This window comes from Amycolatopsis thermalba, from assembly GCF_023376025.1.
Taxonomy (GTDB): domain Bacteria; phylum Actinomycetota; class Actinomycetes; order Mycobacteriales; family Pseudonocardiaceae; genus Amycolatopsis_E; species Amycolatopsis_E thermalba.
Map to the genome: position 1 here is coordinate 470,054 of NZ_CP091196.1, position 13,514 is coordinate 483,567.

General features: G+C 69.5%; 10 protein-coding genes and 1 tRNA gene. 10 read left to right on the top strand and 1 reads right to left on the bottom strand.

All coding sequences use genetic code 11. From position 1 onward, the window contains the following. The first annotated feature begins 38 nt into the window (after positions 1-38). Positions 39-1,652 carry a chromosomal replication initiator protein DnaA gene (gene dnaA, locus L1857_RS02305; protein ID WP_094003322.1) on the top strand — a complete coding sequence of 538 codons (1,614 nt, stop codon included), beginning with the start codon at positions 39-41 and terminating at the stop codon, positions 1,650-1,652. Here the strand turns inward: dnaA and L1857_RS02310 are convergent. Then, positions 1,630-2,550, bottom strand: coding sequence for a LysR family transcriptional regulator (locus L1857_RS02310; RefSeq protein ID WP_116110419.1), 921 nt, complete (start codon positions 2,548-2,550; stop codon positions 1,630-1,632). The two genes, dnaA and L1857_RS02310, sit on opposite strands and share 23 nt — an antisense overlap. A 74-nt stretch (positions 2,551-2,624) precedes the next feature. On the opposite strand from L1857_RS02310, the gene L1857_RS02315 reads away from it, so the two are divergent. The 9 genes from L1857_RS02315 (at position 2,625) to L1857_RS02355 (ending at position 13,487) form a co-directional block, all read left to right on the top strand. Next, positions 2,625-3,437: an EamA family transporter gene (locus L1857_RS02315; protein WP_116110420.1), complete on the top strand. Its 813-nt coding sequence runs from the start codon at positions 2,625-2,627 to the stop codon at positions 3,435-3,437. 587 nt (positions 3,438-4,024) lie between these two features. Continuing rightward, entirely contained in the window at positions 4,025-5,158 is a 1,134-nt protein-coding gene (dnaN, locus tag L1857_RS02320) for a DNA polymerase III subunit beta (protein ID WP_094003325.1), read from the top strand. Positions 5,159-5,189: 31 nt separating this feature from the next. Beyond that, positions 5,190-6,080: a phosphogluconate dehydrogenase (NAD(+)-dependent, decarboxylating) gene (gnd, locus tag L1857_RS02325; RefSeq protein ID WP_094003326.1), complete on the top strand. Its 891-nt coding sequence runs from the start codon at positions 5,190-5,192 to the stop codon at positions 6,078-6,080. Positions 6,081-6,090: 10 nt separating this feature from the next. Beyond that, positions 6,091-7,248 (top strand): DNA replication/repair protein RecF, encoded by a 1,158-nt coding sequence (gene recF, locus L1857_RS02330; RefSeq protein WP_116110421.1) that lies wholly within the window; start codon positions 6,091-6,093, stop codon positions 7,246-7,248. A gap of 226 nt (positions 7,249-7,474) precedes the next feature. Further along, a complete protein-coding gene (locus tag L1857_RS02335; protein ID WP_094003370.1) occupies positions 7,475-7,960 on the top strand; it encodes a DciA family protein in 486 nt (161 codons plus the stop codon). 177 nt (positions 7,961-8,137) lie between these two features. After that, positions 8,138-10,105 (top strand): DNA topoisomerase (ATP-hydrolyzing) subunit B, encoded by a 1,968-nt coding sequence (gene gyrB, locus L1857_RS02340; protein ID WP_094003328.1) that lies wholly within the window; start codon positions 8,138-8,140, stop codon positions 10,103-10,105. 44 nt (positions 10,106-10,149) lie between these two features. Beyond that, a complete protein-coding gene (gyrA, locus tag L1857_RS02345; RefSeq protein ID WP_094003329.1) occupies positions 10,150-12,669 on the top strand; it encodes a DNA gyrase subunit A in 2,520 nt (839 codons plus the stop codon). Beyond that, the gene (locus L1857_RS02350; protein ID WP_094003330.1) at positions 12,670-13,383 is read left to right on the top strand and encodes a DUF3566 domain-containing protein; all 714 of its coding nucleotides are present in this window, start codon (positions 12,670-12,672) and stop codon (positions 13,381-13,383) included. A 30-nt stretch (positions 13,384-13,413) separates the two neighbouring features. Beyond that, positions 13,414-13,487 (top strand) — tRNA-Ile (locus L1857_RS02355). Positions 13,488-13,514 lie beyond the last annotated feature (27 nt).

The window sequence follows — 13,514 nt, forward strand, 5'->3', positions numbered from 1 at the left end:
GGGGTCTTCTGGGGTGACGAGGGGAGGGGACGAAGTAGGTGTCCGAGCACCAGTTGAATCTGGGCGTGGTCTGGGACCAGGTGGTCCGGGAGCTGTCGGACGGCACTCTGTCGCCGCAGCAGCGGGCCTGGATGCGAGTCACCCGCCCGATCGGCCTGCTCGACGGCACGGCCCTGCTCGCCGCTCCGAGTGACTTCGCCAAGGAAGCGATCGAGCGCGCCCTGCGGGACCCGATCACGCACGCGCTGTCGCGCCGCCTCGGCCGCCCCGTCTCGCTGGCGGTGAAAGTCGACACCGCCGAAGTCAGCCCGCCGCCGCCACCGCCGGCCCCGTACCCGTCACCCGCCCGGGTGGAAACGGCGCCTGTCGCCGCCACCGAGGTGCCGGTGATGCCGCCGAAGATGCCACCGCTCGACGACGGCATGCTGCCGCCGCTGCGCCGGGTGCGCTCCCACCCCCCGGAACCCGTGAAGCCCGTCCTGCCCGAGGACGACGGTGACGAGGAAGTCGACGAAGAGGGCGAGGCACTGGCCGCGGCGCACGAGATCTGGCCGATGTTCTCCGGCCAGCCGAGCGCCGGCCAGCCCTACACCGCCCCGGCCCAGCCGGAGACGTCGAAGACGCGGCTCAACGAGAAGTACACGTTCGACACCTTCGTCATCGGCGCGTCCAACCGCTTCGCGCACGCGGCCGCGTTCGCCGTCGCCGAAGCACCGTCCCGCGCGTACAACCCGCTGTTCATCTGGGGCGAGTCGGGGCTGGGCAAGACGCACCTGCTGCACGCCGTCGGCCACTACGCGCAGCGGCTGTTCCCGGGCATGCGCGTGCGCTACGTCTCGACCGAAGAGTTCACCAACGACTTCATCAACTCGCTGCGCGACGACCGGAAGGTGGCGTTCCAGCGGCGCTACCGGGACATCGACATCCTGCTCGTCGACGACATCCAGTTCCTGGAGGGCAAGGAAGGTACTCAGGAGGAGTTCTTCCACACCTTCAACACGCTGCACAACTCGAACAAGCAGATCGTGGTGTCCTCGGACCGGCCGCCGAAGCGGCTGGAAACCCTGGAGGACCGGCTGCGCACGCGGTTCGAGTGGGGCCTGATCACCGACATCCAGCCGCCCGAGCTGGAGACGCGCATCGCGATCCTCCGCAAGAAGGCGGCGCAGGACCGGCTGGCCGTGCCGGGTGACGTGCTCGAATTCATCGCCTCGCGCGTCGAGGCGAACATCCGGGAGCTCGAAGGCGCGCTCATCCGCGTCACCGCGTTCGCCTCGCTGAACCAGCAGCCGGTGGACGTCAGTCTCGCGGAGATCGTGCTGCGCGACCTGATCCCGGACTCGCAGGCGCCGGAGATCAGCGCGCCGACGATCATGGCGACCACGGCCGAGTTCTTCGACGTGACGGTCGACGACCTGTGCGGCCCCGGCAAGACGAAAGCCCTTGCCACGGCGCGGCAGATCGCGATGTACCTGTGCCGCGAGCTGACGGACATGTCGCTGCCGAAGATCGGGCAGACGTTCGGCGGCCGCGACCACACGACGGTCATGCACGCGGACAAGAAGATCCGCAAGGAGATGGCCGAGCGGCGGCGGATCTACGACCAGGTCCAGGAACTCACCGCGCGCATCAAACAGCGCGCCCGCCAGTAGCCCGCGCCGCGCACTCCGCTTCGACCGCCGCGATCGCGCGCGCGATCGGCCACTGCTCTTCGCTGCCGCGACGGACGCAGCCGACGAAGCGCCGCGACGGACGCGGGTTGCCGTGCAAGGGAATGCGCACCACGTCGTGCTGCGGCGGCAGGGGAGCGAGCCGCGGCACGAGGCACACGCCGAGCCCGGCGGCGACGAGCGCGGACACCGCGAACCACTCCTTGGCCTCGTGCGCGATCCGCGGCGTGAATCCGGCGGCGGCGCAGGCGACTTGCAGAAGTGGGTACGTGTCGTTGTGACGCGGCTTGACGATCCACGGCTCCCGGGCGGCGTCGGCGAGTTCGACCGCGTCCTGCCGCGTCAGCGGATGTCCCGCCGGGACAAGGAGATCCTGCGGGTCGTCGAGGAGCGGCCACTGCGTGAAGCGCGGGTCGTCGACGGGCGGCGCTTCGGGCGTGGGCAGCACGACGGCGAGGTCGGCCGCTTCGGCGAGCAGCAGCTCGTAGCAATCGGCGCTCTCCTCTTCTATTACGCGCGCCGTCAGCCGCGGGTGCTCCACGCGCAGCCGCGTGACCGCCGGCCCCAGCAACGCGGCGACCGCGGAGGAGACACCGCACAGCCTCACGGCGCCGACCTCTTCGCCGGCGGTCAGGTCGGCGCGCGCCCGTTCCCATTGCGCGAACAGCGAATCCGCGTGCTCGAGCAGCACCACCGCGGCGGGGGTCAACCGGACGCGGCGTCCCTCGCGGCGCAGCAGTTCGACGCCGACTTCCTTGGCGAGCAACCGGAGTTGTTGTGAGACCGCCGAGGGGGTCAGGTGCAGCGCGTCCGCCGCAGCCGTGACGGTGCCGTGCTCGGCGAGGACGCGGAGGACGCTCAGGCGCCGGAGGTCGATCATGTAGCCGAGGCTAAAGAGTCACGTGCACGAAGTCTCGATGGATCTGCACCGGTTCCGCGCCAAGACTCGACGGCATGGGAGCCGCACTTCTCGTCCTCGGCAGCGTCGTGAGCGTGCAGACCGGACAGGCGTTCGGCAAACAGCTCTTCGCCGCGGCCGGTCCGGGCGGGGTGGTCGTGCTGCGGCTCGTCTTCGCCGCGATCGTCCTGCTCGCGATCCACCGTCCGGCGTTGCCGTCGTGGCGGAACCTGCCGCCGGTGCTGGGTTTCGGCGCCGCGATCGCCGGGATGAACCTGATCTACCCCGCGCTGGGTTTCCTGCCGATGGGTGTGGCGAGCGCCTTGCAGTTGCTCGGTCCGCTGACGGTCGCGGTGGCGACGGCACGCCGCGCGCGCGATGTCGGCTTCGCGCTCGTCGCCGCCTTCGGGGTGTGGCTGTTCCATTCGCCGTCCGGGACGACACTTCCGGCGGCGGGTGTGGCGTTCGCTCTGCTGTCCGCCGCGTCGATGGGCGGATACCTGGTGCTGAGCCGGAAAGTCGGCGCGAGTGTCCCGGATGGATCGATGCTCGCGTTCGCCGTGACGGTGGCCGCGGTCCTCGCGCTGCCCTTCGGCGTGACCGCCCCGGTGTGGCGACCTTCCTTGCTGCTGGCCGGTTTCGGCGTCGCGGTGCTGTCGGCCGTGATCCCGTACTCGCTCGACCTCGCCGCACTGCGCCGGGTTCCAGCGCGCACGGTCGCGGTGCTGGAGAGCCTCGAAGCGGCGGTGGCCGGAGTGGCCGGCGCGCTCGTGCTCGGCGAGCGGCTGCCGTTCGTCGCGTGGGCCGGAATCGCTTGTGTGACAGCGAGTGCGGCCGCGGCGGGCCGCGCTGCGACGCGGAATCTGTGATCCCCGTAACGAGAACGCATCGATCGCCGCGACCCCGGTCACCCACTGGGTGGGTTCTGCGGCGACCGCGTCTGTGCGCGGCCATGGGGACGAACATCCCCACAACTGGGGACAGTTCTGTGGACAGCTGGGGACAACTGTGGATCATCTGGGGAGCGCCCGAAGTTGTCCACGGACCGCCCGAGTTGTCCACCGGAAGTACTCCACAGCTGTCCACACCCCGCCGCGCGAGCGGACCTGCGACAACGGCAGTAGTCCCCAGAATCCACAGCCCCTATTACTGTCACTGCCCTTGGTTTTTTCTCAAGAAGTCCTTCGGAGAAAAACAGGGGGCTGTGGACATGGGGACAGAGCTCCGGACGAGATCGTCTTGTCGACAAGTCGATGGCGTGCCCCGAGTGACGGCGGTGCCGCTCACGTTCTAACGTGGGTATCCACACCCAGCCCGCTCGTCGTTGGCGACATCGGCACCGGGCCACACCACACTGTGAGATCCCTGGTCAGCGCGCTGCTCGAGGCCTGCCCGGGGACGTTTGTCGATCTTCTCGGGCCGCGATGAGGGGCTCGGCTGTCGAAAGGATGGGCACATGAAGATCCGCGTCGAGCGCGACGGGCTCGCGGACGCCGTCGCGTGGGTGGCACGCAGCCTGCCGTCGAGGCCACCGGTCCCGGTCCTGGGCGGGGTGCTGCTCGACGCCGGATCGGACGGCTCGACCGACGCCCTCACCGTCTCCGGCTTCGACTACGAGGTGTCGGCGACGGTCGGCGTCCCGGCGACGATCGCCGACGGGGGACGCCTCCTGGTGTCCGGGCGGCTACTCGCCGACATCACCAAGGCGCTCCCGGCCCAGCCGGTCGAGATCTCCGTCGACGGCTCCCGCGCCTCCATCACCTGCGGCAGCGCCCGGTTCAGCCTGCCGACCATGCCCGTCGAGGACTACCCGCAGCTCCCGGCCCAGCCGACGTTCGCCGGTGAGGTCGCCGGTGAGGCGTTCGGCCAGGCCGTCACCCAGGTCGCCGTCGCGGCCGGCAAGGACGACACCCTGCCGATGCTGACCGGCATGCGGCTGGAGATCTCCGGCAACTCGCTCACCCTCGTGGCCACCGACCGCTTCCGCCTGGCGATGCGCGAGTTCGCGTGGGAACCGGTCGAGGGACTGGCCGACGCCGCGGTCCTGGTCCCGGCGCGCACCCTCGCCGAGGCGGCCAAGTCGCTCGGCACCGCGGGCAACAAGGTCTCGGTCGGGCTCGCCAGCGGCGAGGGCCTGCTCGGCCTGTCCGGCAACGGCCGCTACACGACCACCCGGCTGCTCGACGCCGAGTTCCCGCCATACCGGCAGCTCCTCCCGAACCAGCACTCCTCCCGCGCGGTGATCGAGGTGTCCCCGCTCTCCGAGGCGATCAAACGCGTGTCGCTGGTGGCCGAGCGGGGTACCCAGGTCCGGCTGGAGTTCGGGGACAACTCGCTGCGCCTGTCGGCCGGCGGTGACGACGAGGGCAGCGCCGAAGAGGAGCTGCCGGTGGAGTACGAAGGCGAGCCGGTCACGATCGCGTTCAACCCGGGCTACCTCGTCGACGGCCTGGGCGCGCTGCACCACGACCGGGCCGAGCTGACCTTCACCACCCCGAACCGTCCGGCTTTGATCAAGCCGGCCGACGAGCAGGGCCAGGTCGTTCCTGGTTACCTCTATCTACTGATGCCGGTCCGCCTACCCGGCTGACCGCGACGGAGAAAGCACGAAGGGGAGTTCCATGGTTCAGCTGGGACTGGTCGGCCTCGGCCGGATGGGCTTCAACATGCGCGAGCGGCTGCGCGCCGCCGGGCACGAGGTGGTCGGCTACGACCGCAACCAGGCGGTCTCGGACTCGACCTCGCTCGCCGACATGGTGTCCAAACTGGACGCGACGCGCATCGTCTGGGTGATGGTCCCGGCGGGCGGGCCGACCCGCGAGACGGTGGCCGAGCTCGGCGAGCTGCTCGCCGAGGGCGATCTGGTGATCGACGGCGGCAACTCCCGGTTCACCGACGACAAGCACAACGCCGAGGTGCTGTCCGCGAAGGGCATCGGCTACCTCGACTGCGGTGTCTCCGGTGGCGTGTGGGGCAAGGAGAACGGCTACGGCCTGATGGTCGGCGGTGACAAGGCGCTCGTCGAGCGCGCCATGCCGATCTTCGACGCGCTGCGCCCGGACGGTCCCCGCGAGGAGGGCTTCTCGCACGCCGGCTCGGTCGGCGCCGGTCACTACGCGAAGATGATCCACAACGGCATCGAGTACGGCCTGATGCAGGCCTACGCCGAGGGCTTCGAGCTGCTCGAAGCCGCGAAGGTGGTCGAGGACGTGCCGGCCGTGATCAAGGGCTGGCAGCGCGGCACCGTCGTCCGGTCCTGGCTGCTCGACCTGCTGGTGCGCGCCCTGGACGAGGACCCCGAGCTGGACGACCTCGAGGGTTACGTCGAGGACTCCGGCGAGGGCCGCTGGACCCTGGAGGAGGCCATCAACCACGCGGTGCCGGCGCCGGTCATCTCGGCCGCCCTGTTCGCGCGGTTCGCCTCGCGGCGGAAGGACTCGTCCGCGATGCGGGCGGTCGCCGCGCTGCGCAACCAGTTCGGCGGTCACGCCGTGAAGAAGGTCGGCGAGTAGGCACTGCGCCGTGCACGTACGGCATCTGCAGGTCACCGACTTCCGTTCCTGGGAGCACGCGGACCTGCCGCTCACACCCGGTCCGACGGTGCTCGTCGGCCAGAACGGCCGCGGGAAGACCAACCTGCTGGAGGCGATCGGTTACCTGGCGACCCTCGGGTCACACCGGGTCGCGACCGACGCCCCGCTGGTGCGGCACGGTTGTGAGCGGGCACTCGTGCGGGCGGCCGTGGTCAACGAGGACCGCGAGCTGACCGTCGAGCTGGAGATCAACCCCGGCCGGGCGAACCGCGCCCGGGTCAACCGCGGCGCGGTCGGCAAGCCGCGCGACATCCTCGGGATCCTGCGCACCGTCTTGTTCTCCCCGGAGGACCTGGCGCTGGTGCGCGGCGACCCGGGCGAGCGCCGCCGGTTCATGGACGACCTGCTGGTGCAGCGCGCGCCCCGGTACGCGGGGGTGCGCGCCGACTACGAGCGGATCCTCAAGCAGCGCAACGCGCTGTTGAAGACGGCGGGCAAGAAGAAAGGTGCCGCGCGCGACGACCCGTACGCGCTGTCGACGCTCGAGGTGTGGGACAACCACCTCTCGGTGGTCGGCGCCCAGCTGCTCGCCGCGCGTCTCGACCTGGTCGCCGACCTCGGTCCGCACACCACCGCGGCCTACGCCGGGGTGGCGCCCGACTCGCGGCCGGCGACGATCTCCTACCGGTCGAGCCTGGGCGCGGCCCTGCCCGAGGGGTACGGGGTGCCGGACGGGAAACGCGCCGAGCCGGAGGTGCTGACCGGTATCCTCGTCGAGGCGATGGCGCAGGTGCGGCAGCAGGAGCTGGAACGAGGGATCAGCCTGGTCGGCCCGCACCGCGACGAGCTGGAAATCATCCTGGGGGAGGCCCCCGCGAAGGGCTACGCGAGCCATGGGGAATCCTGGTCGTTCGCCCTCGCGCTGCGGCTGGCGTCCTACGAGCTGCTGCGGCGGGAAGCGGGGGAACCGGTGCTCCTGCTCGACGACGTCTTCGCCGAGCTCGACCGGCGGCGCCGGTCGCGGCTGGCCGAGGTGGCCGCCGGTGCCGAACAGGTGCTGGTCACCGCGGCGGTGGACGAGGACGTGCCCGGGGAACTGGCCGGGGTCCGGTTCACCGTCGCCGACGGGGAGGTGAAGCGTGCCTGATGAGCAACGGCGAGTGACCGGGACCACAGGAGTTACCCACCGATCTGGGGACAACTCTGTGGATAGTGTGGATAACACGGTGAACGCGTTATCGCCGCGCGTGACCAAGCGGCCGAACGAGCGATCTTCAACCGCGTCAGAAGCGGCGCAAACTCCCCAGAAGAGTGGATCAGATACGGACGGTGATGGCCCGGCTGGGCCGAACGGGAACACTACCGGACGTGATCTGGTCCGCTCCGCCCTGGCCGCCGCTCGCGCCAAGGCCGACGCCCGGGGCACCGAGCCGGGCCGTCGCAAGTTCGAGCTGAGCGGCCAGAACCCGCGCCGCCGCCGCTGGTCGGGGCCGGGCCCGGACGCCCGCGACCCGCAGCCGCTCGGCAGGCTCGTCGGCAGGCTGGTGTCCGAGCGGGGCTGGCAGGAGCGCGTGACCAGCAGCCGCGTCTTCGGCGAGTGGGCTCGCCTGGTCGGCGAGGACGTCGCCGAGCACGCCCAGCCGGTGACGTTGAAGGACGGCGAACTCACCGTCCGCGCCGACTCGACCGCCTGGGCCACGCAGCTGCGCCTGCTCCAGGGCCAGCTCATCGCCAAGATCGCGGCCAAGGTCGGTCACGGCGTGGTCAAGCGGATGCGCATCCACGGTCCGACCGCCCCGAGCTGGCGGAAGGGCCCGCGGCACGTGCCCGGTCGCGGGCCGCGCGACACCTATGGGTGACTGAGCGCGTCATATCGCGGCTCGACCCCGGCCGGATAGCGCCGGACCCGTCCTCGCTCGCGTTCGGGCCTCTGTGACGAAATCAGGGGTGTCCTTGCGGCATGTCAGCGGAGCTGGCCAAGTAGAATAAACACGAGTGGGGAGCCCCTTGGGCAAGACTGAGGAGAAAGCAGGCTCGTGGCAGCTCAGCAGAACGACTACAACGCGTCCTCCATCACGGTGCTCGAGGGTCTCGAGGCGGTCCGCAAGCGACCCGGCATGTACATCGGTTCCACCGGTGAACGCGGCCTGCACCACCTGATCTGGGAGGTCGTGGACAACTCGGTCGACGAGGCCATGGCCGGTTACGCGACGAAGGTCGAGGTCACGCTCCTGGCCGACGGCGGCGTCCGCGTCGTCGACGACGGCCGCGGCATCCCGGTCGAGGAGCACCCGGTCCACAAGAAGTCGACCCTGGAGATCGTGCACACCGTGCTGCACGCCGGGGGCAAGTTCGACAGCGAGAGCTACGCGGTCTCCGGCGGCCTCCACGGCGTCGGCGTCTCCGTCGTGAACGCCCTGTCCAAGGCGCTCGACGTCGAGGTCTCCCGCGACGGCAAGAAGTGGCGCCAGCACTTCGACCACTCCAAGCCCGGTCCGCTGCAGGAGGCCGGCCCCGCCGAGGGCACCGGCACCTGCACCACGTTCTGGGCCGACCCGGACATCTTCGAGACCACCACGTACAACACGGAGACGGTCTCGCGCCGCCTGCAGGAGATGGCCTTCCTGAACAAGGGCCTGAGCATCACGTTGCGCGACGAGCGGGTCACCGAGGCGGAGACCGAGGCCGACGCCGACGGCAAGCAGGCGCGGGTCAAGGAGCGCGTCTACCACTACCCGGGCGGGCTCGAGGACTTCGTCAAGCACATCAACGGCTCGAAGGACCCGATCCACTCGAGCATCATCTGCTTCGAGGCCAAGGGCGAGGGCCTCGAAGTCGAGGTCGCGATGCAGTGGAACAACTCGTTCACGCCCTCGGTGCACACCTTCGCCAACACCATCAACACCCACGAGGGCGGCACCCACGAGGAGGGCTTCCGCGCCGCGCTGACCCGGGTGGTCAACGCCTACGCGCGGGACAAGAAACTCCTCAAGGAGAAGGACGAGAACCTCTCCGGCGACGACGTGCGCGAGGGCCTCACCGCGATCATCTCGATCAAGCTGGCCGAGCCGCAGTTCGAGGGCCAGACCAAGACCAAGCTGGGCAACAGCGAGGCCAAGTCGTTCGTCCAGTCCAAGACCAACGAGTGGCTGTCCGACTGGTTCGAGCGCAACCCGAGCGAAGCCAAGACGATCATCAACAAGGCGCTGTCCAGCGCGCAGGCGCGGATGGCCGCCCGCCGGGCCCGCGACCTGGTGCGCCGCAAGGGCGCGCTGGAGATCGGCGGCCTGCCCGGCAAGCTCAAGGACTGCCAGTCGACCAACCCGGAGGAGTGCGAGCTCTACATCGTGGAGGGTGACTCCGCTGGCGGGTCGGCCAAGGAGGGGCGGGAGTCGCGGTTCCAGGCGATCCTGCCGATCCGCGGCAAGATCATCAACGTGGAGAAGGCCCGGATCGACCGGGTGCTCAAGAACAACGAGGTCCAGTCGCTGATCACCGCGCTGGGCACCGGCATCCACGACGACTTCGACATCTCGAAGCTGCGCTACCACAAGATCGTGCTGATGGCCGACGCCGACGTCGACGGCCAGCACATCCGCACCCTGCTGCTGACGCTGCTGTTCCGGTTCATGCGCCCGCTGATCGAGCACGGCCACGTCTACCTCGCGCAGCCGCCGCTCTACAAGATCAAGTGGCCGCGGTCGGAGCCGGAGTACGCGTACTCGGACAAGGAGCGCGACGGCCTGATCGCCGCCGGCGCCGAAGCCGGCCGCAAGCTGCCGAAGGACGACGCGATCCAGCGGTACAAGGGTCTCGGCGAGATGAACGCCGAAGAGCTGTGGGAGACCACCATGGACCCGGCCCGCCGGCTGCTGCTGCAGGTCACGCTGGACGACGCCGCCGCGGCGGACGAGCTGTTCAGCGTGCTGATGGGCGAGGACGTCGAAGCCCGGCGCTCGTTCATCACCCGCAACGCCAAGGACGTCCGCTTCCTCGACGTGTAGCGCGCCCCGACTCCGCCTTGCCCATTCGTCAGTAGAAGGACCCCATGACGGAAACCATGCCGCCGGAACACGACCGCACCGAGCCGGTCGACATCCAGCACGAGATGCAGCGCTCGTACATCGAATACGCGATGAGCGTGATCGTGTCGCGCGCCCTGCCGGACGTGCGCGACGGGCTCAAGCCGGTGCACCGCCGGGTGCTGTACTCGATGTACGACTCGGGTTTCCGGCCGGACCGCGGGTACAACAAGTGCTCGCGCGTGGTCGGCGACGTGATGGGCAACTACCACCCGCACGGCGACTCGGCGATCTACGACGCCCTCGTGCGGCTGGCCCAGCCGTGGGCGCTGCGGTACCCGCTGATCGACGGCCAGGGCAACTTCGGCTCGCCGGGCAACGACCCCGCGGCGGCCATGCGGTACACCGAGTCGCGCCTCGACCCGCTGGCGATGGAGATGCTGCGGGACATCGAAGAGGAGACCGTCGACTTCTCGCCGAACTACGACGGCCGCACGCAGGAGCCGGACGTCCTGCCGTCGCGCATCCCGAACCTGCTGGTCAACGGCACGTCGGGGATCGCGGTCGGCATGGCGACCAACATCCCGCCGCACAACCTGCGCGAGGTCGCCGACGGCGTGATCTGGGCGCTGGACAACTGGGAAGCCGGCGAGGACGAGACACTCGCCGCGCTCATGCAGCGCATCAAGGGGCCGGACTTCCCGACGAAGGGCCTGATCCTGGGCACGTCCGGGATCGAGGAGGCCTACCGCACCGGCCGCGGCTCGATCCGGATGCGCGCGGTGGTCGAGGTCGAAGAGGACACCCGCGGCCGGACCACCCTGGTCGTCACCGAGCTGCCCTACCAGGTCAACCCGGACAACCTGGTGGAGAACATCGCCACCCTGGTGCGCGACGGCAAGCTGACCGGCATCGCCGACATCGCCGACGAGTCGAACAGCCGGCGCGGCATGCGGATCGTGGTCACGCTCAAGCGGGACGCGGTCGCCAAGGTCGTGCTGAACAACCTCTACAAGCACACCCAGCTGCAGTACAACTTCGGCGTCAACATGCTGGCCCTGGTCGACGGGGTGCCGCGCACGCTGCGGCTGGACCAGGTCGTCCGGCACTACGTCAAGCACCAGATCGAGGTCATCGTCCGGCGGACCCGGTTCCGCCTGCGCAAGGCCGAGGAACGCGCCCACATCCTGCGCGGCCTGGTCAAGGCGCTGGACCAGCTGGACGAGGTCATCGCGTTGATCCGCCGCTCGCCGACGGTCGACGAGGCGCGCACCGGCCTGATCGAGCTGCTGGACATCGACGAGATCCAGGCCACCGCGATCCTGGACATGCAGCTGCGCCGCCTGGCCGCCCTGGAGCGCCAGAAGATCGTCGACGAGCTGGCGAAGATCGAACTCGAGATCGCCGACCTGCAGGACATCCTGGACAAGCCGGAGCGGCAGCGTCAGATCGTCAAGGACGAGCTGACCGAGATCGTCGACAAGTTCGGCGACGACCGGCGCACCCAGATCATCCCGTTCGACGGCGACGTGTCGGTCGAGGACCTGATCGCGGTCGAGGACGTGGTGGTCACCATCACGCGCACCGGCTACGCGAAGCGGACCAAGACCGACCTGTACCGGTCGCAGCGCCGCGGCGGCAAGGGTGTGCAGGGTGCCCAGCTCAAGCAGGACGACATCGTCCAGCACTTCTTCGTGTGCTCGACGCACGACTGGATCCTGTTCTTCACCAACAAGGGCCGCGTCTACCGCGCGAAGGCCTACGAGCTGCCCGAGGCGAACCGCGCCGCGCGTGGCCAGCACGTGGCGAACCTGCTCGCGTTCCAGCCGGACGAGACGATCGCGCAGATCATCGAGATCCCGAACTACGAGGTCGCGCCGTACCTGGTGCTGGCCACGAAGAAGGGCCTGGTCAAGAAGACGCGGCTGAGCGAGTTCGACTCGAACCGCTCCGGCGGCCTGATCGGCATCAACCTGCGCGAGGGCGACGAGCTGGTCGGCGCGGTGCTCGCCGGGCCGGAGGACGACCTGCTGCTGGTGTCGGCCGAGGGCCAGTCGATCCGCTTCCACGCCACCGACGAGACGCTGCGCCCGATGGGCCGCCCGACCTCGGGTGTGCTCGGCATGCGGTTCAACGACGGTGACGAGCTGCTCGCGCTGAACGTGGTCAAGCCGGACAAGTTCCTGCTGGTCGCGACCGACGGCGGCTACGCCAAGCGGACGCCGATCGAGGACTACCCGGTGCAGGGCCGCGGCGGCAAGGGCGTGCTGACCATCCAGCACGACCGCAAGCGTGGCAGGCTGGTGGGGGCGCTCATCGTCGACGCCGACGACGAGCTCTACGCCATCACCTCCAGCGGCGGGGTCATCCGCACGCCGGCGGACCAGGTGCGCAAGGCGGGCCGGCAGACGAAGGGCGTGCGGCTGATCAACCTCGGGGAGGGGACGACTCTTCTCGCGGTGGCACGCAACGCTGATGAGCCCTCGGGCGTCGGTAATGGTGAAGGCAACGGAGGAACCGAAGAACCCGTCTCGGAAGAGAGCTAAGTGACGACACCGGAGAACCCCGAACAGCACGGTGCGCAGACCGGTGACGCGGGCACGCCGCCCTGGCAGCGGCTGAGCCGTGACGCCGGTCAGGGCACGACCACCGAGTCGAGCGGTGGTTACCGCGATGGGTGGTCGTCGGAAGGCCAGGCCGAGAAAACTGTGTTGTACTCGAACGGTGACGACAATCCCGTCGTCAGCGGTTCGGCGGCGCAGGGTCTGTTCGGCAACCCCGCGGCGCGCGACGACGCGTTGGCAGGGTTGAGGGGGCAGGAGACGGTGAGCGTGGCCAGTGCCGGCACCAAGGGACGTTCGGCGCCCAGCGCCTTGCGCCGCCCCGGTCGCGGCCCGCGCCGGGCGAGCCTGCAGATCAAGCGGTTCGACCCGTGGTCGGTGCTGAAGCTGTCGCTGGTTCTCGGTGTCGCGCTGTTCTTCGTGTGGCTGGTGGCCGTCGGCGTGCTGTACACGGTGCTGGACGGCATGGGCGTCTGGGACAAGCTGAACGGCACGTACTCGTCCCTGGTGTCCGGCGAGGGCGCCGGCGTGACCAACGAGCCACTCATCAGCGCCGGCCGGGTGTTCGGCATCGCAGCCATCCTCGGCGCGATCAACATCGTGCTGCTCTCGGCGCTGGCCACGGTGAGCGCGTTCATCTACAACGTGTCCGCCGACCTGGCCGGAGGCCTGGAGGTGACCCTGTCGGAACGCGAGTAGAAGGCATGTTGTAGTCTTCTCTCCGTTCGAGGGCCCATAGCTCAGGCGGTTAGAGCGCTTCGCTGATAACGAAGAGGTCGGAGGTTCAAGTCCTCCTGGGCCCACAGCAGCTCAGCCCCCGTCTCCCAACC

Bases quoted from the DNA above. Each gene is read 5' to 3' on its own strand.
- dnaN (WP_094003325.1), top strand. From the start codon at position 4,025: ATGAAGATCCGCGTCGAGCGCGACGGGCTCGCGGACGCCGTCGCGTGG.
- L1857_RS02315 (WP_116110420.1), top strand. From the start codon at position 2,625: ATGGGAGCCGCACTTCTCGTCCTCGGCAGCGTCGTGAGCGTGCAGACC.
- L1857_RS02310 (WP_116110419.1), bottom strand. From the start codon at position 2,550: ATGATCGACCTCCGGCGCCTGAGCGTCCTCCGCGTCCTCGCCGAGCAC.
- gnd (WP_094003326.1), top strand. From the start codon at position 5,190: ATGGTTCAGCTGGGACTGGTCGGCCTCGGCCGGATGGGCTTCAACATG.
- gyrA (WP_094003329.1), top strand. From the start codon at position 10,150: ATGACGGAAACCATGCCGCCGGAACACGACCGCACCGAGCCGGTCGAC.